16 protein-coding genes and 1 pseudogene are annotated in these 26,992 nt (G+C 66.6%); 8 read left to right on the forward strand and 9 right to left on the reverse strand.

Annotated features, from left to right (window positions below; translation table 11 throughout):
- Positions 1–4 precede the first annotated feature (4 nt).
- Together JQX13_RS53285 and JQX13_RS53290 are read left to right on the forward strand one after the other, a co-directional pair.
- Complete coding sequence (locus tag JQX13_RS53285) at positions 5–400, forward strand: hypothetical protein (protein ID WP_203406991.1); 396 nt, start codon at positions 5–7, stop codon at positions 398–400.
- A 9-nt stretch (positions 401–409) separates the two neighbouring features.
- Positions 410–1,747 (forward strand): phage tail protein, encoded by a 1,338-nt coding sequence (locus tag JQX13_RS53290; protein ID WP_203406992.1) that lies wholly within the window; start codon positions 410–412, stop codon positions 1,745–1,747.
- Between the two features lie 225 nt (positions 1,748–1,972).
- Here the strand turns inward: JQX13_RS53290 and JQX13_RS53295 are convergent.
- Positions 1,973–3,143 (reverse strand): annotated as a pseudogene (locus tag JQX13_RS53295) (IS3 family transposase).
- A 34-nt stretch (positions 3,144–3,177) separates the two neighbouring features.
- Here JQX13_RS53295 and JQX13_RS53300 point away from each other — a divergent pair.
- Both JQX13_RS53300 and JQX13_RS53305 read left to right on the forward strand, forming a co-directional pair.
- Positions 3,178–3,660 carry a hypothetical protein gene (locus JQX13_RS53300; protein ID WP_203406993.1) on the forward strand — a complete coding sequence of 161 codons (483 nt, stop codon included), beginning with the start codon at positions 3,178–3,180 and terminating at the stop codon, positions 3,658–3,660.
- A 56-nt stretch (positions 3,661–3,716) separates the two neighbouring features.
- Complete coding sequence (locus tag JQX13_RS53305; protein ID WP_203406994.1) at positions 3,717–5,621, forward strand: hypothetical protein; 1,905 nt, start codon at positions 3,717–3,719, stop codon at positions 5,619–5,621.
- Positions 5,622–5,786: 165 nt separating this feature from the next.
- Here JQX13_RS53305 and JQX13_RS55210 read toward each other — a convergent pair whose 3' ends face one another.
- On the reverse strand, positions 5,787–5,933 hold the full coding sequence (locus JQX13_RS55210; RefSeq protein ID WP_239014422.1) for a hypothetical protein: 147 nt from the start codon (positions 5,931–5,933) through the stop codon (positions 5,787–5,789).
- 554 nt (positions 5,934–6,487) lie between these two features.
- On the opposite strand from JQX13_RS55210, the gene JQX13_RS53315 reads away from it, so the two are divergent.
- Both JQX13_RS53315 and JQX13_RS53320 read left to right on the forward strand, forming a co-directional pair.
- On the forward strand, positions 6,488–7,300 hold the full coding sequence (locus JQX13_RS53315) for a ribbon-helix-helix domain-containing protein (RefSeq protein ID WP_203406996.1): 813 nt from the start codon (positions 6,488–6,490) through the stop codon (positions 7,298–7,300).
- A gap of 1,112 nt (positions 7,301–8,412) precedes the next feature.
- On the forward strand, positions 8,413–10,281 hold the full coding sequence (locus JQX13_RS53320) for an NERD domain-containing protein (protein ID WP_203406997.1): 1,869 nt from the start codon (positions 8,413–8,415) through the stop codon (positions 10,279–10,281).
- Positions 10,282–11,218: 937 nt separating this feature from the next.
- Here the strand turns inward: JQX13_RS53320 and JQX13_RS53325 are convergent.
- The 7 genes from JQX13_RS53325 to JQX13_RS53355 form a co-directional block, all read right to left on the reverse strand.
- Positions 11,219–11,911 (reverse strand): hypothetical protein, encoded by a 693-nt coding sequence (locus tag JQX13_RS53325; RefSeq protein WP_203406998.1) that lies wholly within the window; start codon positions 11,909–11,911, stop codon positions 11,219–11,221.
- A gap of 2 nt (positions 11,912–11,913) precedes the next feature.
- Positions 11,914–12,936: a hypothetical protein gene (locus JQX13_RS53330; RefSeq protein WP_203406999.1), complete on the reverse strand. Its 1,023-nt coding sequence runs from the start codon at positions 12,934–12,936 to the stop codon at positions 11,914–11,916.
- Positions 12,933–16,802 (reverse strand): CHAT domain-containing protein, encoded by a 3,870-nt coding sequence (locus JQX13_RS53335; protein WP_203407000.1) that lies wholly within the window; start codon positions 16,800–16,802, stop codon positions 12,933–12,935. The genes JQX13_RS53330 and JQX13_RS53335 overlap by 4 nt, the downstream gene beginning before the upstream one ends.
- A 654-nt stretch (positions 16,803–17,456) precedes the next feature.
- Entirely contained in the window at positions 17,457–18,722 is a 1,266-nt protein-coding gene (locus JQX13_RS53340) for a recombinase family protein (RefSeq protein ID WP_203407001.1), read from the reverse strand.
- Between the two features lie 48 nt (positions 18,723–18,770).
- Positions 18,771–19,175: a type II toxin-antitoxin system death-on-curing family toxin gene (locus tag JQX13_RS53345; protein ID WP_203407002.1), complete on the reverse strand. Its 405-nt coding sequence runs from the start codon at positions 19,173–19,175 to the stop codon at positions 18,771–18,773.
- Entirely contained in the window at positions 19,172–19,396 is a 225-nt protein-coding gene (locus JQX13_RS53350; protein WP_203407003.1) for an AbrB/MazE/SpoVT family DNA-binding domain-containing protein, read from the reverse strand. Before JQX13_RS53350 ends, JQX13_RS53345 begins: the two co-directional genes overlap by 4 nt.
- A 917-nt stretch (positions 19,397–20,313) precedes the next feature.
- Positions 20,314–20,889 (reverse strand): class I SAM-dependent DNA methyltransferase, encoded by a 576-nt coding sequence (locus JQX13_RS53355; RefSeq protein WP_203407004.1) that lies wholly within the window; start codon positions 20,887–20,889, stop codon positions 20,314–20,316.
- A 593-nt stretch (positions 20,890–21,482) separates the two neighbouring features.
- Here JQX13_RS53355 and JQX13_RS53360 point away from each other — a divergent pair.
- Entirely contained in the window at positions 21,483–22,700 is a 1,218-nt protein-coding gene (locus JQX13_RS53360; protein WP_203407005.1) for a hypothetical protein, read from the forward strand.
- Between the two features lie 161 nt (positions 22,701–22,861).
- The gene (locus JQX13_RS53365) at positions 22,862–26,950 is read left to right on the forward strand and encodes a TIGR02996 domain-containing protein (RefSeq protein WP_203407006.1); all 4,089 of its coding nucleotides are present in this window, start codon (positions 22,862–22,864) and stop codon (positions 26,948–26,950) included.
- Positions 26,951–26,992 lie beyond the last annotated feature (42 nt).

A 26,992-nucleotide genomic window follows, 5' to 3' on the forward strand; every position in this document is an offset into this window, starting at 1 on the left:
AGCCATGACGCTCACCGCCTTCACAATCAGACTGGGCCGAGGCCAGGGGCGCATCCGCCCCGCGAACGCCGCTCCTGCCTCCGGGGATTACCTCTTCGTCCTGGGTGAAGATGAGCCAGGCCGCCTCTTCGAGGTAGCCCCTGGGGACTTCGCTGAGCTGACGCAGGCGACGGACCTCACGGGCGTGGCACTTCTGCGAGCCCAGCTCCGGTTCCGGGTGCCCGCCAGTCTGCCCGCAGGGCTTACTTGGGAGGCCTCCCTCACCATCAATGGGGTGAAGTACGCTCGCGCCAAAGGTCGGCTGGGGCGGGTGCGGCCCCTCACGGACCTCGCGGCCAACGTCTCCAAGCTCTCCGGCGTGCATACCGTGGGCGTGCGCCTGGAGCTGATCGCCCCTTGAGGAGAAACTGTGGCTGCTGTCGAGCTTCCCGCCCTCTACATTGACAATGTCGCCCTCGTCGTCGCGACAAGCCGTCCGCTCCTCATCAACCGCGACCCCGCACCTGAGGAGTTAGATGTCCCGCTCGACACAGCGGTGGGGCTCGAGTTGGTGGATCCTGGGCCTGATGGCATCGACCGCTCCGCGACGCGTGTGTGGGTGGACGGTGTGCTCGCCTTCGAGGGCGGTGCAGCTGAGGAGGTGAAGCCCCCTTTTGCCGGAGCACTGGCGGGCGCCACGCAGACGGCGGACACGCTCCGCGTTGTCCTACACCCACTCTTGCCGTTCGCGAGCGAGGCCGACGTGTCGGTGCGTGTCGTCTCTCGCACCAGCAGCGAAGCCCACGCCATTGACGAAACGTACTCGTTCCACATCGAGGACCGGACAGCCCCTCGCCTCGTCGGAGCCCTGGCCACCGGGCCGCGGGCTGTGCGCCTCTCCTTCGACGAGCCTGTCCTCCTACCCACCGGTGCCAACCTGCTCCTTGTGCCCCGCGGTACCCCAGCCGTCTCCGTTGCGGTCACGAGCACGAGCATGGAGGGCGAAGTCCTGACGCTCGGGCTCGATATGGAGATGACGCCGGACGTGCTCTACGAGGTACGTGCTGTGGGAGTAACGGACCGCTACGGCAACGCTGTTCTCGGCCCCTATGACCGCGCACTCTTCTCGGGCTTCCGGCCGGCGCGTCCACCCTCACGACGCTTCGACCTGTGGCAGATGCTCCCCAAGCACAACCGCCGCGATGACCTGACCGGAGATCTCTTCCGCTTCATCGCCTGTCTGCAGGAGGTGGCGGACCTGCTACTGGCGGACATCGACCGCTGGCCGGACATCTTCGACCTTGAACGGGCACCAGAGCCCTTCGTGGACCTCATCCTCCAGGACCTCGGCAATCCGTTCTCGTTCGAGTTGGACCTGCTGGCCAAGCGTCGGCTCGCGTCTTTGCTCGTGGAGATGTACCACCAGAAGGGCACAGCGAAGGGCATCCGCAATGCCGTCCGCTTCTTCCTTGGCATCGAGCTTCAGGCCATCGCGCCGTTCGCCTCCGACACCCTCACGCTCGGCGAATCCGAACTTGGCATTGACTGGGTACTCGGGCCCTCCGACCGCTTCGCCCGCTACGCCTTCAATATCGAGGTGGGCCGCATCCTCACGCCCACCGAACGCAAGCAACTCCGCGCCATCGTCGAGTACCTCAAGCCCGCCCACACCCATTTCGTGGACCTCGTCGAGCCGCTCCCGCCCATCCTCCCGGACCACTGGGAGCTGGGCCTCAGCGATCTTGGGGAGACGACGGACCTGCACTGAGGGATACACACGCGGTGTACAATCGCTGGGCCATGCATCCGTACGTCGAGATCCTCTGCGCAGCAATGCGCGGGATGTGGGGACCAGAGGTATCCCGTAGTCGAACCCTCGCCCGCCTCGTTCAACACGAGCGTCAGTGCGAGGAATGGTGGAAGTGTGAGGTTGCTACACACCTATGGGATGTGGCCGACCAGTGGGCTTGCCCCGGTTACGTGGACAGTAGGGTTAAGATGCCAACTTCTGCGGTAAGGGCGCAAGCTCAAAATCCACTGGACTGACGTAGCCCAGCGAGGAGTGCCGCCGCTGGCGGTTGTAGAAGACCTCGATGTATTCGAAGAGGGCCAGCCGGGCCTGCTCGTGCGTGGCGAAGGCGGTGGTGTAGACGAGCTCCTGCTTCAAGCTGCTGAAGAAGCTCTCCACCACGGCGTTGTCCCAGCAGTTGCCCTTGCGCGACATGCTGCATTGGATGCCCCGAGCAGCCAGTGCCTGCTGGTAGTCGGTGCTGGCGTACTGGCTGCCCCGGTCCGAGTGGTGCAACAACCCCTGCGGTGGCTGGCGTCCCTCGAGGGCCATGTCCAGGGCGTTGAGCACCAGGTGCCGGTCGATGTTCTCGCTCATGGACCAGCCCACCACCTTGCGAGAGAAGAGGTCCATGACGACGGCCAGGTAGAGCCAGCCCTGCCCCGTCCCCACGTAGGTAATGTCCGTGGCCCAGGTGCTATTGGGCTGGCCGGGGAGAAGTTGCGCTCGAGGATGTTGGGGGCAACGGGCTGGTTGTGGCGGGAGTCCGTCGTGCGCACGAAGCGCCGTCTCTTGCGAGCAGCGATGTCGTGCTCGTTCATGAGCCGGGCCACACGCTTTCGACTCACGCGCTGCCCCCGGGCACGCAGCTCCGCGTGGACGCGAGGACTGCCGTACGTGCCGCGGCTGTCGCGATGTATCCGCGTCACCTCCTCGGCCAGGGCCCGGTCCGCCTTGTCCCGCGCGGACTCCGGGCGCTCCTTCCAGGCGTAGTAGCCCGAGCGCGACACACCCAGCTGCTCGCACATGAAGTCCACAGGGAAGTGGGCCTTCTCCGCGTCGATGAACTCGAACTTCACCTCGAGGTCTCCTTCGCGAAGAAGGCCGCCGCTTTTTTTAGGAAGTCGCGCTCCATCTCCAGATGACGCACCTCCTTGCGCAGCCGCACCAACTCCTCCCGCTCGGCCGTGGAGAGTGCACCTGCCGACTCCTTGCCATCGCCTCCGTCGGCCTCGCGCACCCAGTTGCGCAGGGCTGACTCGGTCAGGTCCAAGTCCTTGGCCACCTGGGGCAGGCTCTTGCTGCCCTCGCGCACCAGTCGGACCGCCTCGGCCCTGAACTCCGGGGTGAAACTCCGCCTCTTCCTTCGCTCCATGAACACTACCTCCTGTGTAGCCGACTTATGAGGTGTGTCCACAAAACCGGGGCAGGCTCACCAGTGCGGAAAGGACACATACGTCTGGCTTGAGGCGATCGACCGCGCAGACGTCGCTCTCGCGACTGGGACCTATGTCTCCGGGAGGCTGGTTGCAGCAACAGCCGGGGAGGTGTGCATCCCGCTTGAACTCAAGATGATCGGCACGTTCTGGGGGCGCGGCAATGTCGAGAAGGCCTACCGGGAACCCGGCAAGAAGCGGCTGGAGCACGACTTCATCGACGCGCGAATGGGTCGCCGACCTGCGAAGCCCTTCTCTGCAGTCGGGCTCCTGGTCACCCATGTCGGAACAGGCACGGATCCGTTGGTGGAGTTGTACCTGCGGCGAGCTCGTGAACTTGGCGCGGAGCACCAGCTCGACCGGGTCCTTGATGAGGCAGTGCCCCTTCCCCCGACTGCGGATCAGCCAGTCTATGCGCACCAGTTCCTTTGGCTCGCGGCATCCACGTCCCCTTGAGCCACGCACAACCGGCTTTGCCCCACAGAAGAGCAACGTTCTCTCAGGGCCTCTCAATGGCAGACCGGGTCGACTTCTACTTCCGACAGCGCGTCACCGAGGCTGAACTCGATTTGGCCTTCTCCCTGCTCGAGAGGGCCGACCGCAACCTTGCTGCGGACCTTGGCATCTACGGCATCATCTCCGGAGCCATCCCCGCTCCCCACTCCCCGGTGGCGGACCTCACCCTCGACCTCACCGCGCCAGCACGGGCCTACGACAACCTCGGCCAGCGCATCTTCTTCGGCACCGGCCAGAACGTGAACTGCGCCATCGACCTCGTCGGCATCCCCACCGATGTGGCCACCGCAGGTAACGAGCGCTGGCTCGGCATCTTCCTGCGCTTCAAGCGCCAGCTCTCGGATCCACGAACGGATGGCAACTCTCAGCAGGTCTTCTTCCGCCGTGACGAGTCCTTCGAGCTGGTGGTGCGCCAGGCGCCAGAGGGTCCCGCCGGCCTTGCCCCCAAGCACGCGCTCCAAGCCGACGAACTACTCGTCTGCGACGTGCGCCGCCGCCCGGGTCAGACGCAGGTCCTCAGCGCAGATATCGACCTCACCCGCCGCCAAGCCTTCATCTTCGCCCAGGGTACCGCAGTGGCCGTCCAGACAGGGACCTGGACGATTCTGAGCCCTCTCGGCAACACGGTGCAGGCCGCATTCGACGAGGTCGACGCCGAGCTACACGACCACTTCACCGGCTCGACACGGCGGCATTCGGCGAGTGCCGTGGACTACACCCCGCACGGGTTCATCGGCGCGGGGGACGTGCAAGCCGCTCTCGACGAGCTCATCGATGGTCTGACCAACACGACAGCCGGCGCTCCCGGAGCCTCCCTCGTTGGTGCAGATGCAGCCCCGGGTACGCCGCATGCTCTCTCACCGGGCACCGTCGACCTACAACTCTCCCAGCTCCTTGGCTTCCTCAACACCCACGTCGGCGCATCCTCCGGCGCCCATCACGCGAGCGCCATCTCTGCCACCGCGCACAACTACGTCGGCGCGACGAACGTCCAGTCGCAGCTGCAGGAAATCGTCACCGATCTCGCGGCGACGACTTCAGGCGTTTCGGGTGCATCTCGTGTCGGCGGTGATGCGGTCACAGGCACGCCGAACTCCCTGACCTCTGGCACTGTGCGTGACCAGCTCGCCGCGCTGCTGGGGTTCCTCAACACCCACCTCACCCAAGCCTCCGGAGCGCACCCTGCATCGTCCATCTCCGTCACGGATGCAGGAAACAACCTCAACGCCACAAACGTTGAGGAAGCTCTCGCGGAGGTAAGCGACGCATTCGAGGGAGACCACTTCCGCGGGAACGAGGGGAACAGTGGCCAACATCGCACGATCCGACAACCCAACTTCGGTGGCACAAGAGCGCTCCTCTGGGACGCGCTCGGCGTAGGCGGCCTTGGGGCGCGGCTGCGTGTCTACTCTGACTCAGACTCCTTCTGGTTCACGCTGAACGCCGCCTGGAACGGCAGCGCGTGGGCTCGCGACAGCACCAGCTTCTTCGCGGGGGCCCTCCGGCTCTCCCGAAACGAGTTCGAACTGCTTCACGAGAACACCTTCGCGGCGACGTTCACGGCATGGCCCCGGAGATGGCGGCTGCCGATGAGCAACGCCACGAACTCCGCGTTCGAGCTAACGGGCAGTATGCAAGAGATCGGTCGCGCTGGCCTCGAGTTCTCCAACAGCGACACGAGCGCGCACACCATCGCTGGGGGTGGCTCGGTCACGTTCCGCAGCCGGTTCCCCTCCTCTCCATCCTCCATCACACTCTCTCCAGTCACCACAGGCGGAGGCTTCGCTGGTAACCCGAACGTGTTCGTTCCGGACAGAGATGGGTTCGGCTTCTACAGCTTTCAGGACGTCCCTGCCCTTGGAACCACCTACTGGTATGGCACGTACACGGCCATCGCGTGAGACCCCATGCCGCTCCAAGAGGTAAACGAGACCGACGTGCTCCAGCGCTGCGCCAAGTGCAGCAGCCTCAACCTCATCGCGCTTGAGAGCCTGGTGATCGGTGTTCAACGTGAGGGGCACGTGGATGGGCGCATTGTGCTGGTCCCCCCGTGCCCTTCCTGCAGCTCAAGCGAGTTCCTCGTCCGCACGCCCGATGAGGAGCTTGAGCACCCAGCACCCGGCAGCTTCGGCCACCTGCACCGGCTGCTCGTAGACCATGTACACGCGCGACTGGTCCGCATGGGGCGAGTCATTCCTTCCCTCCAGAGTCACCCCGTGGAGCACCTCGTCGCGAAGACACTGGAGGGGACGACCCTCGAGCAATGGTTCCCCTCGGGCCTGAAGCTGGCATCTCCCGAGGAGCAGCGCGAGCGCCCGCCGCCCCAGGGCCAGTAGAAGAGCTGAGCCAGCAGAAGGCCCCAGCCTCACCCCTCTACCGCTCCAGGAGCCAGCCCCACGCTCTGCTCAGTTCCTGGCTCGGCACCTTGATTCCCTCGCTGCCTACCAGGTGGTCCAGGTGGCTACCTCCCCCCTCGGAGTGCCCGCGGCGGCCGGAGCGCGGCGCTTCTCGCAGAGAGCGAAGGCCCCGCTCAGAATGACTTGCTATGGGCGCGCACCAGAGCCTGTATGTCCCTCGCGCGCAGCCACTGAGCGCGCGGGAGACGATGACTGCGTGAGCTGACGAGGCCATCCCCTCGCTCCTCGCGCAGCCCTCGCCCGCCCTTTCAACAACGACACGCCCCACCTCGGGGCCCACCCCACGCGACTGCCCGGGCCATGGCGCGTGAGGGCACGCGTGTACCCGCAGCCCGACAGGAGAAGCCACCATGTCCACCCCACGTAACCTCCACCAGCGCCTCCAGAAAATGCGCCTGCCCGAGTTGCAGGCCCACTACCGCGAGGTGGTCGGCGAGACGACCCGCAGCCCCAACCGCACCTGGCTCATCCGCCGCATCGAGGAGACGCTTGCCGCCCGCGAGCGCCCCCAGGCCAAGGAGAAGGAGCAGGCGCCGCGCAAGCCCTCCAAGGGCACCAAGGGCGGCACCAAGCCCCCAAAGAAGGTGGAGCGGGACGAAGCCCCGGCGCCCGAGACCAGCGCGCCCACTGTGGACGAGGCGCCCCAGGACGCTCACCCAGCGCCCGCCAATAGCGAGCCCCATCAGAACGAGGCGGCGGAGAGCGTCAGCGCAGCCACCAGCACGGCCCCCGAGGTCGCTCCTACGGCGGGCGCCTCGGTCGAGCCCGCGAGCAATGAGGGGCCGCCGGCCGCCAAGCCTCCCCGCGGGCGCTTCGCGGCGATGACCGTCGAGCAGCTCCGGGCCAAGTACCTCGAGGTCGTCGGCCGCCCAACGGGCAGCAACGATAGGGGCTACCTCATCTGGAAGATCCGCGAGGCCGAGAAGGGCCGCGTTCCAGTCGGCCCCCGTGCCCCCCGACGCAGCGACGGGGAGCCCAGCGACATGAAGGTGCTGCCGCTGCGGCTGGAGGGTCGCGCCGTCGAGCAGCTCGACGAGGCTTGGCGCTCGCGGGGCATCAAGAGCCGCACCGAGTTCATTCGCCATGCGCTCGCCCATTACCTCACGCACCTCGGCGCCAAGGACACCGCGGCCCTCTTCGCCTCCGAAGCCGCGCAGGCGTAGGGACGTAACCTCCTCGTCCCCACCGGCTGTCCCCCCCAGAAGCCCTCGCCCGTTCTCGGTCGAGGGCTTCACCTTTTCTGGGCAGGGCGTGCCGTTCCGCCTCTCCTGTTGCGCACGACCGGCTGGCCCAGAGCACGTCAAGGGAGATGTCGGCGAGCCCCACACTGAGCCGTGCGGAGTGGCTCCTCCCAAGCCACCTCCTGGGGCTTTCTGCCGCCAGTTCAACGCCGCGCCTCACAAGCTCGTCGCTGCGGCCGAGCTGGCGTCGGGCGAGCAGCCAGGAGTGTCGCTCGACGGCGCCCACGCCGCTGGTATCTGCGTGAACGTTGGACACGCCGCCACCGCCGCCACCCAGGCCAAGCATAGGATGGACCTCCGGCGGCTCGAGTGCGCTGAGCCACCCTACCTACGCGGGGAGCCTCGAACCTCGCCCCAGAGTGCAGGGGTGGCTCCCGCGCGCGCTGAAGCAGAAGGAGGGCCGGTGCTGCGGCATCCCCGCCTCCAGTGCTCCAAGGGTGAATCGTGGGCCCCAGCCGCGGTGCCGAATGGCCGCTCTTGGAAGAAAGTGGCTACTCGACGCCCAAGCGCGCACGACGACCCGACGCTGCGTCGGCCGCTGGGGCCCCCTTCTCCATCTTCGCGTTGAAGGTGCCGATAGCCCCCGAGTTGCCTCCCTCACACCTGCGGTGAAGTGCTCACACTGCGCGCCCAGCCCCCTTTGCTGGCCTGGTGGGAGCCACACGGTAGCGTGTGCCCTGGTGAGGCGCGGCTGGGGAGGGGTGAGTGGACGGGCACGGGCGGGAGTACCGGCGCAGGCGGCCGGAACAGACAGTGCTGTACGAGGCGGTGAGGGAGAACCTGGCGACCTTCCTGGAGGAGGCGAGCCAGCAGGGGCGGGGCCTGCCCCGGTACGTAGAGTGGCGGGACGCTGGGACGAGATGGTACTGGACGCTCTCGGCACCCTAACCTGGGAGCCTCGCCGTGTGGCAGCATGAGCCGATCTCCGGGGCCTTGCGCCCCGGTCTCGATCCGGCCGCGCTTCACGCAGCACGGCGGCGGGACCAAGACGGCGGTGGACGGGGCGACGATCCGATGAGACGCAAGGGGGACACATGGCGATAGTCAGCCCACCGATCGCAGAGATCGAGAATCTGCGTCCCCCCTTGAACGGTGGCGAACGCAGGGTGCTCGACGCCCTCCTGACGCTCGACGACGGATGGCGCATCTACGCCCAGCCGCGCTTGATGATGGATCAGCCTGACTTCGTGGTCGTCCACGAGCGGTTCGGGGTGTGCGTCATCGAGGTGAAGCATTGGGCCGAGGGCCTGTACAGGCAACGGCAGGACGGGGCCATCGAGGTTCGGGAAGTGAACGAATGGCAGCGGACGAACGAGCGCCCCTGCTGGCAGGCACATCGATACCGCAAGACCATCATCGAGCACTTCTTCTCGCCGCCCGAGGCGAGCACCGAGGACTGGCCCATCGTGCGGGCGATCGTGGTTCTGCCGAACCACTCAACAACGGATGCGCAACGACTGCTGGCGCTCCCGCATGTTTCCAAGGATTCCGAGAAGTGGATCCGGGTGTGGGGGCGAGAGTGCCTTGACGACAGGCTTCTGGAGTCACTGACGGGTAGCCGTCGCCCACAGGATCGGCATCCTGACCCGGCTCGCTTGCACCGGCTCGCGTATCACTTGTCGGAGCCCGAGGTGGTCGCCGATCAGCGTAGACCCCTCGAATTGAGCGATGCGGCGCGGAACCTCGCTCGGAATCCGAACCGCGCGAGGATCCGACGAGCGAGAGGTCCCGCAGGGAGCGGAAAGTCGTTGGGCCTCGCCGCTCGCGCTGCGCTCCTCGCGGCTGACGGACAGCGGGTACTCGTGCTCTCGTTCAACATCACGCTGCCACACTATCTGCACGACCTGGCTGCCCGGCACGGAGCGGAGCTTGGTAGCAAGATCCGCAACATCACGTTCACTCACTTTCACGGGTTCTGCGCTCGAGTTCGTGACGAGGGATCCGGAGCAAGAGTTCTACAGCCACTCGATGGCGATCAGAGCGCCGATGAGGCCGACGCCGACCGCTGCGAACACTTGATTGACGACGCCATCGCTACGTACGTTGCTGGCGTCGGCGAGCGCTATGACGCCATACTCGTAGACGAGGGGCAGGACTTCAAAGCGAGATGGTGGAACTTCCTGCGGAACTACGTCCGGAAGCCGGATGGCGAGATGCTACTCGTCGCCGACACGACGCAGGACCTGTATGACCGAAGCGCCTGGACAGCCGAAGACACCATGAAAGGCTGCGGATTCAACGGCGACTGGACGGATCTAAAGGGCTCGTATCGACTACCGCCAGACTTGACGCCCATCATTTCGGCGTTCGGTGACCGTTACCTCAGCGATGGCGCATTCGACCCTCCTGCTGTTCCTGACGATCATCCGATGCGAAAAGAAGCGGCCGAGCCCACGACGCGGCGATGGATCAACGTAGACAATCCGCACCGTCTCGGCGTGCTGCTCGCAGAGGGTGTCATCGAACTCGTTCGCGAGGGCGAACTTCGTACCCCCGACATCGCCTTCCTTTGTGAAGAGCATGCTCACGGTCTCGAAGCTGCCGAGCGGATCGCCGCGTCCGGCATTCATGTCACCCATGTGTTCACGGATGAGGACGGTGAGGAGCGACGTCGTCGCAAGCACCGGTTCTGGGGCGGCGCCGACGGCGTGAAGGGCTGCACGATACACAGCTTCAAGGGCTGGGAGGCGTGCGGTGTGCTGTTGTGCATCCTCCCCACAGCGCGCTCCAGGCGCCTCGCATTCGTTGCCCTCACGCGGGTGAAGGGATTGCCCAAGGGGCGCCCGGCCGTCGTTCAGGTGTTCAACTGCGACCCAGCGCTGAATGACTTCAAGGCCATCTTTGAACGCGAGTTCTCTGTCGCGGAAGTCCCCGCACTAGGCGGGCAACGTCGCCTATTCTAATAGCACCAAACGCGCTACGAGCCCTCGGAGGGTTCACCTGGAGGTTCCGCCCGAGGGAGGGAGTCGAGGGCGTAGAGGAGGAGGCACTCTCTGAGCCAGGGGATCCGGATCCTCTGAGCGTTGAGGTGAAGGTATCCGCTGCACGGACCCCGTCTGGCATGAGCTTGGTGAGCCGCGCAGAGTGGGGCGATGGGGGCGATGGACGAGAGGCCCTCACCGCCAGTGCTCTCAGGACGATCCGTTCGTCGCGGTCTGCTCTTCCGGCATCGAGACGAGAGGTGGCGGGATCGTGAGAGGCCCGAGTTCCGCGGAGAGTTGCTGGCTGTCGAGGCGGGCCCGGGTGGTGGCCCAGTAGCGCGGGGCGAGCTCCAAGTAGCGATCCCAGGGCCAGTGGGCGAGCACGCGGAAGAGATCTCAATGCCAGCTGGCCCGAGTACAACCGCCTCTATGCTCACCCGTTCACCTGGTCCTGGACTCGGACCAAGATGCACCGATGGATGGACCGTCACCGTTCCTGACTATGTCCAAAAACTTCGTGGACACTCCACTAGAGCCCAGATGGCCCCACTGCACCTGCCAGCCCGCTCCTCCGACCCGGCGATGACTTCCTCCTCCGGGCTCGGAATACCGTTGGGATGAGTCCTGAACGGACCACGACGATGACCCTCATGGCATCCCGCCACAGTCCCCCGGGCACCGAGACGGGCCGCGGTGCGTCACGGCCAATCGCATAGAGGGCCCCTCCTTTCCTCCAGGTCGGCTGCCCATAGTGAAGGACGATCTGGATGACCTGGAGGCTGATGCCTCGCTCGGCGGAACGGTGGAGGGCGTGGAGGGTCATCCGAAACAGCCCCACCTGCACCGGAGATCGAGTCAACATGAGGCGCTCCCTTGGAATCAGGCCGGACAGTTCCGACGCTGTCCAAGGGAGCGCTCCTCAGGTTTGTTTCCTGGGACCGGGGGGGGAGACGCGCAGGGTGCGCCTCATCGCCGAGCGGTGCGCATCTTCGCCCACCTCTTGGAGCAAGCTCGCAAGCCAGTCCAGACTGGCCACCCCTGGATGGGACGGAAGCGGGCGCGTCCTGTCGAAGAGAACGAACAGATCCACTTCGGGTTCCCCCGGATCGAGGTCGAGCCCAGCAAGATGCAATTCCTCGCCGGCCTCGAAGCGCCGTGTCTCGGTGAGCATCGGGTGGAGCGTCCCGTGAGCATCCAGGACGTAGACCGCCACATGGCTGGACTCTCCCAGGCGCACCCTCACATCGATTGTCTTCGTGGGGTCGACGAGGAGGGTAAGCTCGACCTCGGAAGCGGAAGCACGCCCTCCCAGCGGAGTGAGCGCAGCCGGCCTCTCGCTCAGCGATTGACTGATCCGCATCCCATGCGCCGTAAGCTTGTGGCGAAGCTTCGACCAGTGCCAATCGAGCCGGGCCCTGAGTGGACGGGCCACCCAACGGGCCAGCCGTTCCTCCTGACGTTGGCGCTCGGACAGAAGCGCCTCGTAGACGCGGAGCACTTCCTCATCCGCATACGCCACCATCCAGCGACGCACGGCCGCACTCTCCTCTGGAGACAGCTCACCGTGAACGTAGGCCCTGAGGGTATCGATGTCCGGCGGGATCCAGTTCATGTTCACTCCTGCTCCTCACGGGCCTGTGTTCCCACCAGATCCTGCCAGTCCAGCTCGATCTGCTCACGGTGCGCAGGCGGGAGCAGCCGCGCTACCGCCTTCTTCAATGCCGCCCGGAAGACGCCTGCCCACAACCCTTCCAGCGGGTCGTCTCCCCCATCCGAACGGGCTCGCTCGGCGCTCTGGCAAAGGGCCTCCCGGAAGCCTAGGAGCACCTCGGCCGTGATCGGCAACACGGGACAGGGGGGCGCCTCATGGAGATCCCGGACAGGCCCCAGGAAGACCTGGTGCACTGATGAGAGCTCCGGATGTCTGGGGAGCAACGCCTCGAGGTTGAACCGGAACGCCGCTGCGGTTCCCTTGCGGCTTCGCGCCGTGCGCTCAGGGGGAGAATGACCGGGGACCGAGGTCCTCGCCGTGAGAAGGCTCTTGTCCACCTCCTGGAAGCGCACATCCCCCATGCCCATCGCGCGGAGCCACTGAGCCAGACGTCGCCGCGCGATGCAGGTGGCCCACAACCAGTCCGCCTCGATGTCCGGCAGCCCCGTGCTGATCGAGATGCGCCGGAGGACGTCTGCCCATGCGTCAATGAGTTCCAGCAGGGCCTTCATCCGACGCTTCTGGTCCAGCTGCTCCTCCATCGCATCTTCGGTGGAGCCTGCGCCCGCTTCGGGCCCTTCCTCGTCCAGTGTCATGAAGGTGGAGGCACGCCGCTGGGCGCTTGCCGCACGCTTCCCCACCCACCACGTGTACCAGCCTGGCAGGTTCGTCCATGCAGGGGCACGGTCGAGGCGCGGTCGGGTCCGGAGCGAGTCGATGATTCCCTGGGCGATCCACTGGCCTGCCTGGAAGTCGTCCCGGCCCGCCGCCCGTGCCTCCGAGGCCCTCAGCCAGTCCTCGTCGTTCACGAGCGCCTCCGTGAAGGCCTCGCTCCAATACGCCAGGAGGACTGGCTCCCATGCCTCCAGGAACGCTGAGCGTCCTTCGGGCGACAGATCTTTCAAGACAGGCAGCCCGGAGTTCATCCGCGCCAGTCCTCCAGCGTCCGGAGCATGAGCCGCCAGCCCGCCCAGCACATGGGGCTCCGGTAGAACCGAAGGTAATCGGCGACGAGCTGTTCGGCCTGGGCCTCGGAGAACTGCCGCAAGCTCGCCGCGAGGCGCTCAGGGCGAGGCGCCGAGAAGCTCACGAGCCGCCCCGTCGCCCCCTCCAGGGAGGGCCATGCGCGAGGCCCCTGTCCACTCTGGTTCCCATACCATTCCGCCCGGATGTCGCGGAGACACCGCTCCATCGCCTCCTCCAGGAGTTGGTGGAGTTGGTGGTCGTGCACCACGTGGGCGCGGCTCCCCCATTCCTTCAAGGTGCTGCCCACCTGGCCGACGACGGCCCGTTCCACCCGCCCGCCTTGCCGGAACAACGTGCGGCACTCGTCGCGCGCCTTCTGCAGCGCCTCGGCCTCGCCAAGTCCCGTCTCCACCAGCAACGCAAAGCGCTCCATCAGCAGGGCGCCGGGGAGGGTGGGTACGTGCCAGCGCGAGGCGACCACGCGCCTAGCTCCAGCCAGCAGGAAGGCCGCGGACACGTCCTCTGGCTCCTCGGCAGGCCCGTGATCGGCCAGCGCGCGGCCATGCGAGGCCCCCTGACAGGCCCACAGCTCGACGCAGTCGACCCCGCTCAGCGGCAGGCGTCGCAGCTCCCGCCCGCGGAGATTGATCCAATCCTCGCGCTGCTCCGCATCCACCAGTGTGATGCGGTCTGCCTCCGGGTTGAGCCGATCATGGTGGCCGTGCAGGAACAGCCGGACGCGTCGAGCGGTCCTCAGCTCACGGTACAGGCGCTGGGCATCCGTCGCCTCTCTGCCTGAGAGCGGCGGGCGCGCACAGCCATGGCTGGCCAGTGACTCCTGCACGGCTCGCGCCACAGCCATCTGCCCACCCGAGAGCCCATCCCCATGCAGTTGGACGACTCCCTGGCGAGCCTGGGGCTCGGATGCGAAAGGCCCTGGGAGCGGGGCCAGGGTGTGGAGGTGCCCCATGCGGTAGCGCTCCCCCAGACGCGGTCCCTCCGGCGCGATGCGCAGATCCTCCCAAGAGAGGAAGACCTGCTGGTGGCCACGGTGAAGAATGAGCACGTCGGTGATGCCATGGCGATCCAGGACTTCCGCGAGCTGCCGCGCCCAGGATGCATAGCCAGAGCACATCCTCTCGAAGACCTGCTCCAGTTCCTGCCAGCTCTGCGGGCTCCTCTCCTCCAGATCCTTGGCCAGGGCCGAGTAGAGTTCCGACAACGCAGCGGCCCCTGGCGCACGCTCCGAGATGTCGTCGAGGGATCCGATGACGTGGCGTTGGAGGCGGCCATCGTGATGGAGGAAGACACTCATCGGCGTGACGATCTCTGGGAACATTCCGGGCACCAGGATGGCCACGCAGGGGTGCGTCGAGAGGAAGGCGCTCACGCCTTCGGGCGTTGCTCGGGGAGGATGCACTCCGTCCGGGAGGAGTCCCCGCGATGCCAGGTAGTCATGGCACTCGAGCAGCCGTTGGCGAGCCCGGCCCACGTATTCGCCGATCTCCTCGAGCCCGCTCGGGGACTGCCGCACCACGAGCACCCCATCCTCCCGTCGCTCCCAGCGCTCCCGAGGTACCCCCGTGATGCGCTCCATGTATTCCATCTCGCTGGGAGAGGCATCGGGTGGGAGAATCGTCACGCGGGAGAACTGCTCCTTCAACAGCTCGGAGAACATCGCCTGGACGGTCCAGCTCTCCCGGCCCGCCTCGTGAATCATCTTTAGGCGCCCCCAACCATCGAGGTCCGCTCGCGCGCTGTACAGGTTGGAGAAGATGCTCGAGAGGTCCGTCACCGATACGGCGGAAGCAGTCCTCCGGACGGCGTTGGACATGGAATCCACGTTGTTGGACGTGAAATCCATCCACTGCTTCGCCTCCCCCTGGCCATAGAAGAGACTCTCCATGCGAAAAGCAGAGGCCCCCGTCAGGTCGAGCAGCGCCAGCACGCGCTCTGGCGCGACGGACGCCAAGTCGTCCGAAGCGAGACGGACGGAGTGGATCAGGCGCGCCATCCAATCGGAGAGCAGCGTTCGCTCCGAAGCGGAGAGCAGCGGCCACGCGAGTTGCTCGTTGAGGAAGGACAACCGCTTCTCGACGTAGGTGAGCACCTCTTCGAGTGCTTCCCCTTCGTGCAACGCCCACCCCAGCATCCCGAACTCGCACCCGGCCAGTTCCAGCAGGCTCTTCACGGGTAGGAAGGGCATGGCCGGCTCGCTGAGACACTCGTTCAGGAGCTTCAACTGGATGCCCGTGAGAGGCAGCTGCGCCTTGACGAGGATCATCCAAAGGGCGGCCACTGCCTCGTAGAGGCGGACCGGACATGCGAGCGGTCCCGCCGGCCCTCGCTTCGAGGACGCAGTCCAGAGGCTGCGGGAGGCAAGCGAGAGCGCTTCCAGCAGCCTCTGCACGAAGTCTTCTCCGAGAAGCGGCCGGAGCACGTCTCTCACCCTGTCCCGGATGCGCTGGTCTTTCTCCCGCGGGGACTCGCCCTGCAGCACCTTGCGAATCACTTCTTCCAGAAAGTCCGCCGCCTGCGCGGCCACTGCACACGCGTGGGTCAACGCTTCCCAAGGATGTTCACTGGCATTCCGGCATACCAGGAAGGCATGGGCACGGATGGCCAGGAGCGCCTCCTCGATGATGCGCTCCTGCTGTTCCTCCCGCTCTGTCTCTGGCCCGGCCCGCATGGCGAGGTGCTCCATTCGCATCAGGCCCCCCCAGCAGGTGGACCGGACGAATGCCGCTTCGAGCAGTGCAGCCCATCGCATGGAGACAGGCTCTGGGAGTGGCAGTTCCCGAACCCACCGGCAGAGCGCACGGCCGAGATCGTACGCCTTCATCTGATACTTGAAGGGCTGCTCCACATCGGAGTCCAACTGCGCGAGCCGTTCGAGGCATTCGACGGCACAGACGGCGGAGTGGACCGCGGCCTCCATCTCGCCAGTCTTCACGAAGATCTCGTGCGCCTGGTGGAAGGCCTGGAAGGCCTGCTCGAAGTTGCGAGTATGCGTCTCCAGGGGGCTCTCCACGAATGCCCGGCCGAGGGCATTCAGGGCCTCGGCGAGCAACCGGGGCAAGGAGTGGTAGGGCTCGATGACCAGCAGTTCTCCCGCGCGGAACATGCGGCGCACCTTCCGCTCGGGCCGGACCGGCTGCCCCTTCGGGCAGAGACCATCCTCCTCGCCGTCATGGGTCTCCTGGATGCGCGCTCGGGTGTCTTCGACGAGCGATTGGAGATCCTCCAGTGCGAAGCCCGACGAGGGCTGGGCCACGAGAAAGGCTTCGCAGCGGGCCCCGTTCAACCGCACGACCAGGTCCATGTGCCGGACCTGATCGGACACCGGCTCGAATGCAGCCTTGAGTTGGTCCAGCACGATCAGGCGAATCCGGTAGTTCAGTTCGCCCTGGAGAGAGAAGGATTCCTCCAGTTCCTGTGCTTCCAGCAGGAGCGAGACCTGAGCACTCGGTGAGAGCTGCTGGGACTCCCCCGCACGCTGGAGCACCATGACCAGGAACAACAAGCAGAGATGGCTACGGCTCTTGAAGGGAAGAATCGGGTTCGCGTCGAGTTCCTCGCGAAAGTCACGGAGAGCCTCGATCAACTCGGCCTCAGTGACCGTCGTCTCGGAGAAGAGCAGGTCCACGGCCTGACGAACCACGCCTCCTGTCCTGGAGAGATTCAGCGAAGCGCCACGCGTGGCCTGGACCAGCGCCTCCATGACGGCGGCGACCACGTTCGATCCTGGTGTCCAGATGATCGCGCTGCGGCGGCGAATCGCCTCGGCCAAGTGGTGACGAATCGCCTGCTCGATGCCCTGCTCCATGACCCCTCCTGCTTCGATGATCGACCACCAAGGTCAGCGGGCTCGGATTTGTTTCCTGGAACAGTCCAGCGATGTGGGCAAGTGTGGCCCCTTCCCTCACAGGTCTTCTGAAGCCTCGAAAAGACTAGTTCGCAAACGGGCGGTCATGCCCCTGTTCAGCGGGCCAGCCGCAGAAGTACCTGAAATCACTTGGTGATTCCGGTTGCGTTCTCGGGCCGGAGGCCGCGAACGTGTTCGCAAGTCGCTCCGAATGGGGAGCTACCTGGGCCAGCACGCGAGCACGCAGGCCCCCGGTTTCAACAGTGGCCCTGAGGAGCAATCCTCGGGGCCGCTGCATTTTTCCCAAAGAGTTCCGAGCGTTTGCGCACTTGGTGAGCGCACAGTGCGCCTGGACAGCGCTCGCAGAGAGAACGACGCAGAATCGTTCCGGCGGACAGAAATCGCGCTCTGGACGCTCTTGGCTCTCTGAGCGTTGACCGGCGGCGGAGAAGAATGGAGAGCGTTTAACGGCTCGCCCTCCCCCAGGCTGGACGGGTCGGCTGCTGTTTAACTGGCCAGCCCCATGACGGCGGCGACGGCAGGCGCTCTCTGCTCTCGTTGCTGGGGAGGAGCGCACGCGAAGCTCGGGGGCTGCCTTCTTCGATGGAGCCCCCCTTACGAGGCCGTCTGCTTCTCGCCCTGCGGCATCTCTGCGCGCAGCTTCACGAGCAGGCGCCTCGTCCTCGCTCGCCAGGTCATGGCTTCGAACACCTCCGCGAGCGCGCGCCGTCGATTTGCCGGCCACAGCACGTCCCATGTCGAGGCGAGTTGTCGCAGTTGATCCTTCTTCACGGAGGTCCAGTTCCACTGCGGGCGGCGCAGCGCCTCGAGCGCCATCGCCTCGACCCGCGCTGCGGCGACCTGTCCGCCGTCGCAGTCCGCCGTGCAGCAGCGGTAGTAGCGCGGTGCCTTCGTGGCGGTGGCTCTGGTCAGCGACGTGCTCATGGACGTGGTCATTGTCTTGCCGCATCGCTCGCAGACGAGCAGCCCGCGCAGAAGGAACGGATCGTCACGCTCGGAAGCCTTTGTGCGCTTCGCGGGCGTGCGGGTCCTTCGGGCGGCGATGGTGGCCTGAACACGCTCGAAGAGTTCGTTCGGCACGAGCGCCGTGTGCACGGCCGCCGCGCCATCGGGCCGTCGCCCGGCGTACACGGGGTTCCGCAGCAACCGGAGCACGGCCCGCGTCGACCACTCGCCGCGCTTGCCGCTCTTCGCCGCCAGCCGGAGTGCGTTCGCATTCTTGACGAGGTCCGTCGTCGAGCAGCCGTTCGCGGCCTCCGTGAAGAACCAGCGCACCGTCGCAGCCTCGCTCTCGACGATGACGAGCTGCTTCGTGCGCGCGTCCGCTGCGTAGCCGAGGGGCACACGACCTGCGGCACGCTCACCGCGGGCCCTGCGCGCCGCACGAGCGTCGGCGAGACGCTCGCCGATCATGTCGCGCTCCAGCTCGGCGAACGTCGCGAGCAGGTTGAGCTGCAGTCGCGCGAGCGAGCCCGCCTCGGCGTCGATGGCCCCGTGCACGACCGTGAGCCCGACGTTGAGCCGCTCGAAGAGCCGCAACAGCAGCGCCCAGTCGGTGAGCCTCCGGGAGAGCCGGTCAAGCCGGTAGACGATGACGCGCTGGATGTCGCCGTCCTGGATGCGTGCGACCAGCCTCTCGAGGGCGGGACGCTCGACGGAGGCCCCACTGAAGCCCTCGTCATCAAAGCGCTCGCCGATGGGATACCAGCCGCGCCAAGCCATCGAGCGGATGAACTGGGTGCAAAGGGTGCGCTGCACGGCGCAGGAGGCGAGCGCGGGATCGTCGCCAGGACGCACCACCGACTGGCGCGTGTACACGGCGCAGCGGATGAGCGGGCGGTCGTCGGTCTTGGCGTCCAAGGCCGTGAAGATATCGCGGCGGACTTGCGGCCTTCGAGTCCGGGGTGATCACGTCCCTTTCGATTTCGCGATGCGTTCGAGTTCGACGGCAACCGCGGCCTTCTCGATGCGCCCCTCGGCCACGCCCATGGTCAGCTCGTAGAGGGCCTCGGAAGGATGGTCGATGCTGATGCCGTTCACGTCGAGGAAGACCACGGCTGCGAGCACCCCGGTCCGCTTGTTCCCGTCCACGAACGGGTGGTTGCTGACGATGTGGAAGAGGTATGCCGCAGCCATCTCGAAGAGCCCACCATGGGCGAACTCGCCACCCAAAGACGCCTGGGGCTGAGCCACGGCGGACTCCAGGAGCCCGCGATCACGCAAGCCCGCAGCGCCTCCGTAGACCTCGAGCTGGGTCGCGTGGATCTCGATGACGTCTTCGACGTCGAGGAACTCCGGCTCGTCCGAACTCACTTGGCCAGCTTCCGCAGGGTCTCGTCGTGGACGGCCATCATCCGCTTCGTCGACTCACGGATCCGCTCCTTCTTGCTGAGCTTGGCGGGCCGGATGATGAGCGCCTCTCCGTCGGTCTTGACCTCGAGCGCCGTGTCCTTGGTGATGCCGAGCAGCTCGAGGATCGGGCGCTCGATGATGAGCCCGAGGCTGTTGCCGACTGCGGAGAGCTTCTTGATCATGGGGGCCTCGTTATACGCTCGTACGAACAGGAGAATAACGTCAGTCCGCGTTGGGTGCCAGCCCCCGGGCCGGCAAGGACGCTCGCTTGCTTGGCCTGACCCGCTGGAACGCGGGCTTGAGCAGCCGGGTCGCTCGGCAAGGCCGACCCGCTGGTTAACAGCGAGAACGTCGTGATTTCAAGGCCTTACGAGCAGTGTGCTGGGAGCACAAGGCAGACAGAATTTGAGCTGAATGAAGGCCTCACCAACCGGTGGGGCCTTTTTGTTTAACACGGGCCTCGCGATGAAAATCGCGGGGCTTTTGTGCTTAAGTCCCTGAATTCCAAGGGATTTCGCCTGTGGCTGCTGGCGCGGGCGTTCTCGGCGCTCTCCCCTCCAGAGTGCTCCGGTCCGTTTCTCTCCCCTCCAGAAGGGCCCACTGGGCCCTCTGAGGCCGGTTTTGGGGCGAGAGAGACCAAGAGCGTTTAACAGAAACTGTTAAACGCTCGCGCGGCTCTTGCGGAGAGAGCCGCTCTCTCCTGACCCGCGCTTCCAGAGTTCCAGTCCTTTCTGGCCTAAAAACCCGACTTCTCTCTGGCTGTTAAACGCCTGCTGGACCCACTGTTAAACGCCAGAGCGCGAAGCCGACACATCTTTTCCGAGTATTCGTGGTCTGTAGCGGTGCCCCAGGGCCTGCCGGGCCGTCTGCGTGAGCGCTCTTGCAGCTCCCACTCCTCGGCCGTCGGAGAATCCAGTACGGTTCGACGGCGAGGGACGTGTGGAAGACGGTCGTGCCCGCGCGCTTCCTCGCGGATTGACCCGAAGGGACAGCACCCTCACTTTCTGGAAGGCGGCGCAGGTGAAGCCGCACCTCCGAGAGCCGGCACGAGGAGGGCGTGCGCCTCGAGCCAGTGTGTAGCGGATGGCGAGAAGCCGCCTTATTCAGTCTTGCGTGACAGGAAGTAGACGTTCTCGCCTGGGTCCGTGTGCGTCGCTTCCAGCGTGAGCCCGTGCGCGCGCAGCAGGTCGCGATACCCGTCGACGCTGTACGAGTGATAACGGAACGGCACGCCGTTCATCGGCTCGCCGTCGATGGAGCCGTGGGCGTCGCCCGAGGTGAAGAGGAACGCGGCCCCAGGTTTCAATGCCCTCGCGATATTGGCGATCGCCTGTTCCTGCTCTTCGTGGCGGAGGTGGAACAGGACCCCCCACGCGATCGCGGCGTCGAACGTCCGCGCCTGAAGCTCACACGACTGGATGGGCGCACATATCACCGGCACGTGGGGAAAGTTCGCTTGAAATCGCGCCAGCAGCTTGCGGGAGCTGTCCACGCCCATCACGTGGCAGCCGTGCTCAAGCAGCACCCGCGTCAGCGGCAGCCCCGTGCCGCAGCCGACGTCGAGCACCAAGGCGCCGGCTGGAAGTGTGGCCGCGAGCGCGGTCACTTCCGGGACGCCCATATGGCCTGTGCGTTGGGCTGCATACCAGTCCGCGATCAAATCGTACTCGTGCACGCGTCAGCCTTCTTCGGAGGGTCGTCCACGTACCGCACGCGAGAACAGGACTGAAGAGCTATCGATAAATTGGCTGGAGCCCACCTGCCAAACCAATAAATCCGGGCACTTGGCGGCTCCGCCGGGTGATTTATCGATAGCTCTTGAGCTGCCCCCGTTCTTTGGATCACGGGTTACGAGAGCCCGCCACGCGCATCAAACGCAATCGCGCGCGTCGATGCCGAATCGGAATCACCACATCGGCTCGCTCCGCGCTACGATCTCATTCACGAGCGCGTCCTCGGTCGTCGCCTCTGATTGAAGCGCAACCGCCGGCGTAAACCACAGGCAGCCTCGCCCATTCATGAGTTCGGTCACGGCACGCGGCACGGCCCGAAGGTACGAAGGGATGCGCTGGTCGTGTAGATACTTGGAGGGCACGAGCTCTACCGGCGCTTCGCAGACGGTGGTCCAGTCCCCTGCCTCATCTTTGAACGCGAACCGGCCACAAATGTCGACCTTGGAAACATCACGAAGGTCCGCATCCGCCTGGCGGATGGTGGCGAGACCTCCCAGGGAAGCGTTGCCCTGGACGACCTGGAGATTGAATTCTGATGATGCGCTCGCTGCTGATGTTCCTCATGCTGGTTCTGACGGTCTCCTGTACCGACCGGACTTCCAATGCGCGCGCGCCGGCGCCTGCTCCGGTGCGTTCGCAGAACTCCGGGCTGGGCACCGTCGCCTCCATCGAGCCCATCCACATAAACCTGGGCTTCACCGTCTGGCGCAACGGCGTGGAGGTGACGGTCCAGGACGGCCTGCTCATCCACCTGGACGGGCTGAGTCCGGGCCGGTTCATCCCGGGGGCGATGACCCCGCCCCTGTTCGTACTGGGCGACACGGTCGGCCAGATGCTGATCACCCCGTTCGAACAGGGGCAGGCGGTGCTGCTGATGGACTCCCCGCCCCCGGACACGGAAGTGGCGCTGTGGATGACGATGCCGGGCGAGACGCCGGACCAGCTGGTGGGGGCCGGGCTGAAGGCGCGGCAGGAGGAGGCCCTGTCCGCCACCGCACATTCCGGCATCAACATCCGGACGCCGCCGGCCAGCACGCCCCGGACCGTGTTCCCGACGCAGGCAGAGCTGTGGGACCGGCTCGTGACGCGCAGGGTGTCGGCCGACATCTGCACGCGGGTCGGCAAGGAGTGTGGTCTCGTGCCGAAGACCACGCTCGGGCGCATCGACTGCGGTCCCTGCCCAGCCGGACAGCTCTGCAAGACGGACAACATGTGCTGCACGCCCAGCTCCTGTGCGGCCCAGGGGCGCACCTGCGGTCCGGCGTCCGACAGCTGTGGCAACACGCTGGACTGTGGCGCCTGCGGCTCGGGGCGGGTCTGCACCGCCGCGGGAGGCTGCTGCCTGCCCAAGACATGCGGTGAGCTGGGCCGCACCTGTGGCACGGTGTCCGACGGCTGCGGGGGCACGCTCAACTGCGGCACCTGCGGCTCCGGGCAGGTCTGCCTGGGCGCGGGAAGCTGCTGCACGCCCACGACGTGCGCCCAGCTGGGCAAGAACTGCGGTTTTGTGCCCGACGGCTGCGGCGGCACGCTCAACTGCGGCAGCTGCACTGCTCCGCAGGCGTGTGGCGGCGCGGGCGTTCCCAACGTCTGTGGCATCTGCACGCCGAAGCCCCAGAGCGAGGTCTGCGCGCCTCGGGAGTGCGGCACCTGGTCCGACGGCTGCTCCTCCACCTATTCCTGTGGCACCTGCCCCACGGGCCAGGCGTGCGCCCCGAGGACGGGCTCGTGCGGCATCCCGGATGGCGGCTGAGGCGAGGGCCGCATCTACGTCTGTAACGACTTCGGGCGTGTACTCCAGCATGCTCGGGACACCGCCGGCATGACGAGTGTCCTTGTCGCCTCGCCCTTGGGACGGGTGTCACGGACGGCCAGATGTGCTCTCTTCGAAGGACACGGCTTCGAGAGGTGCACATGGAGCAGGGCCCATTCATCTTGCAGAGTGCCGCACGCCTCGAGCAGGCCCTCGCCACGTGCCAGGACAGCGAAGAGCTCAGGACGGGGCTGGCGGAAGCCGCCACCCTGCTCGTCCGCAGGCACCGCTACTCCGAGGCGGTGCGCATCTTCGATTGCCTCGTCGAGTTCCCCGACCTCCCGTCCTTCGCCTATTGCAATGCGCTGTGGGTGGCGCAAAAGGATAACACCGGCTTGCCTGTGGAAGCGAGGCGCTCGCGCCGCTATCTGGCGGCATGTCTGCCATACGCGAACGCCAACCCGCCCATTCACCTCAATGCGGCCGGCGTCTTCATGGAGCTGGGGGAAACCGATGCGGCCCTTCTGCAACTCCTGTTGGCTGCCAGCAAGCGCGTAGACATCCAGCGCCACCTCGCCCAGCCACAGCTCCAGCCCCTCAAGGCGCACCCCCGCTGGCCGGAACTCATCGCCCCCCAGCCGCCCGCAGTGCCCGAGCCCTCCCTCGTCTCGCTTGTACAGGCGGCGTTTGCCCACGGGGGCGCAGAGGACGCCATTCTCCCCCTGCTGCTGCTCTGGCGAAAGACGCGCTCCGCACGTCTGGCGGACCTCATTGACCGACTGAGTGAATGCGCCGGCAGGCGCGTGGGGTATCGCGCGGCGTGGGCGGAGCGAGTTGTAGGCGACCGGCCCTCGGAGCTCTCCCGCTTGAACCGGGGCAGCCGAGTTATGCGAGACGGGCTGGGGGGCTACGGCAACAGCCAGACGAAAGGGGGCCTGTGGCTCCACAAGGACTGTGAGGACCCGCGCTTCGCCACTGCGATGGTGCGGTTGCTCAGACACCCGCCGCAGATGACGGCGAGCACGTGGGACAGGGAGGCCTGGCAGTTCGCCCTCGAGACGCTCGTCGCGCTCGGGGACCTCCGCATTCTCGATGCGCTCGAGGCGCTCTCCGCCCAAGTTCCGGCACTCCTGCCTCCCACGTTCGGGGAGTGGATGGGGGCGAAACTGCGCGAGACAGTGAGCGCGCTGACGGCCCAGCGCGTACCTGCGCCCCTTGCCTCCAAGGTGGATGCCCTGTGCGCCGAGTTGGAGGCCGCGCTGGCCATGGGCCAGCCCCCGCCCCGCGCACCCCTTCCTCCTCCAGTTGAGGAGCGCAGGGCGGCCGGTGACCCCGTCCATTCCCAGGGGTCGGCGGAAGGGGCTCCGCCGCTAGATATGGCGTTGGAGGCGCTCGCGGCGGGCCGGCCCGCCAAAGCCATCCCGCCCCTTTTGCGGGAATGGGAGCGCACGCGCTCGCCGCGGCTGGCGGACCTGTTGGACCTCATCGATGCGCGCATCACTCGAGTCAAACGCAGGAGAAAAGCCCGGCAGCCTCGCCTCTCGCAGAAGGACTGGATTGCGCTCGCGCGGGCGAACGAGCCGCGCGATATGCCACGACTGCTCTCCACCTTCGTCTGCAAGCGGGCGCCCTCATCGGCCGGGCGTCTCTGGGTCCTGCAGCGCCGGCGCGACCCACGGTTGACGACGGCCCTGATGCGCCTCCTCGAGAAGCCGCCGTTTCTCTGCCCGCTCGATGAGGACGGCGTGGAGGAGTTCTGGAATGCGGTAGCGGAGGCCTTCCTCCACCTTGGCGACGTGCGTGCGGTGGAGCCTCTGCGGGCCTTTTCCCGACGCGTGCGCAGTCTGACGGTAAGGTGTGACAATGACGCCCGTGACTGCGGCGGCTCGGCTCCTCCGGTGGGCGGCTTTCTCCGGCGCCGCTTCGCCGAGACCGCGGATGCGCTCGGGGCGAGTCAGGGACCCAAGCCTCTCACGGCCACCGAGGAGGCGCTCTGCACGCAGATGGAGGCCCTTCTCGAGCCAGAGTTCCAGAGGATGCGCTTCGCACGCGAGGCCGCCGCGGAGAAGGCCCGGGGCCGCCAGGACTTCCTGGAGCGAATTGCCCAGGCCCCGGAGGACGACGAGGTGCGCCTCGCCTTTGCCGCATGGCTCCAGGCGCACGGCGAACATTCCTACGGCGAGCTCATCCGCCTGCAGTGCCTGCGTACCCAGGGCGAGGCCACCGCGGAAGCGCTCGAGCGTGAGGCGAGGCTCCTCGATGCGGCCCGGTGGAGCCCCGAGGTGGACGTATGGAACCGCTGGCTGGGGGAGCTTGCGCCGGAGTTCGGCGTGGAGCACTCCGAACGGGGCTTTCCGAGCGTCGTGAGGCTCTCGCTGGACGGCGAGTTGCCCGCGCACCTCGTCGGCCACCCCCTGTGGGCGACAGTGCGGAGGTTGAAGTGCTCTCCCGAGGACTGGGCGCGCCGCGAGGCGCTCGTCGAACTCGTGGGCCACCCGGTGATGAAGTCCCTGCGCTGGCTGGAGGGAGTGACTCCCCGGGGGCTGAGTGAGCTTGTGCGCCAGCAACCCCGTCCCTATGAGACGGTAGGCCTCCTGCTTCCGGAGCTCGAGGCGGGGGAGTGGCCTCTGGTGCTCGAGGCGCTCGCGCGGCTGCCGAAGCTCCGGACGCTGCATCTCATGCTCGGCCCGAAGGACTTTCAGCCTTCGCTGCTGCAGCCGCTGCTTGAGTCCCGCGTGGGGGAGCGGGTGGAGCGGCTCGTGCTGACGGTGCAGGCGGAGAAGGCGCCGAAGTGGGTGGCCATCCATTCAGCCATCGAAGCCTCCCCCTTCGCCTGGTTCGAACTGCAGTGGCGATGCGATTTCTCCTACGGCCCGAGCCTCCCCGAGGAAGTGGAGAAGGGGCTCGACTGTGGACTGCGCTTCACGCGCGACTCGGACGGCGGCCTCTCCTGCCTGCGCGCCTCGCATGTGGGGCCCCGAGAGTTCCGGATGGGCCAGCTCCTCCGGGCGGTGAATCAGTTGCCCGCGGGTGCGCTCTCCTGCTTTGTACTGGCCGAACCGCCGGCCTCCTCCGTGCAGCCGAGTCCTCGGGCGCTCGCCGAGCTCAAACGCCTTCTCCGCCGCTTCCCACGGCTGGCGCGGGTAGAGCTTCCCAGTCCCGAGGGCACCCGGCGGGCCGTGGAACGGCTCCTCGCCACGCTGCGCGAGGAGCGGGAGACGTGGCGGCATGCGTCGGCAATCCAGGAGCTGGCAGCCCTTGGTGCGGCCGAGGCGCGCGAGCCGATTGCCGAGCGCCTGCGCGCCTCGGACGAGTGGCTCCAGCTGACGGCGGCCTTCGCGCTGTCCCGCCTGGCCCATGCCTCCGTTGTCCCCTTCCTCCGAGACGCCGTCCATCACCCAGGATGCGGGAAAATGGCAGCGCTTACCCTCGGAAGTCTTCAGGCGAGGGAAGCGGTGGGCGAGCTCCTCTGGCTCCTCACCCACCGCAAGCACGAAGAACGCCGCTCCGAGGAGGAGATAGTCGTGGCGCTCCAGGCCCTCTCCATGCTCGGTGAGCCGAGCGCGGTGCCAGAGATTCAGGAGTTTCTCGCGGCCCAACTCGCTCGAAAACCCACCGAGAGGGCGCTTGCCCGAGCTCGTCTTGTCGCCGTCGATGCTCTCGGGGTACTCGGGGCAAGGCAGGCGCGCGCGCTCGTCATCCAGGCACTGGAAATAGGGGATGAGTACGACCGGAGCAGCGCGGTGACGGCGCTCGGCCTCGTCGGCTCCGTGGACGACATCCCCCTCCTGCAAGGCCAGCTCGGCTCCGAGGAGCGTTCATCGCAGAGCCGTGGGTGCCACTCCAGTCGGTTTTCGTCCCACGACAGCGCGCGCCTGGCCCTCCTGCTCCTCTCGCCGGAGCGCCTCAACTCAGAGCACGCCGATGCGCTCGTGCGTACCCTCGGCGGCGCACGCCTGCTCGACTCCGACTCGGCGCGGCTGCTGACGCTCGGCCGTTCTCTGGAGGAGCTCGCGTTGCGCGTCGTGGAGGGCGGGAGGGCCGCGCTCTCGAGAGGAGGGGACTGCTGGCTGCAGCTCTGTGAGGCCGTCGAGCGCTTCACCGAGGAGCGCACGGAGGCCACACGCGCTGCCCTGCTCGATGCCCCCCACCCCTGGCATGTGCCTGCGATGATGTACTGGCTCGGCTTGGCCGAAAGGATTGCCAGCCGCTGGGCCGCGCTCCGCGTGCTGTGCCGGGCTCGCGCCTGAGGCGGGGCCGAGCGCAGTGGCGGGACATACCGGAGCGGCTCG

The organism is Archangium violaceum (assembly GCF_016859125.1).
GTDB lineage: Bacteria > Myxococcota > Myxococcia > Myxococcales > Myxococcaceae > Archangium > Archangium violaceum_A.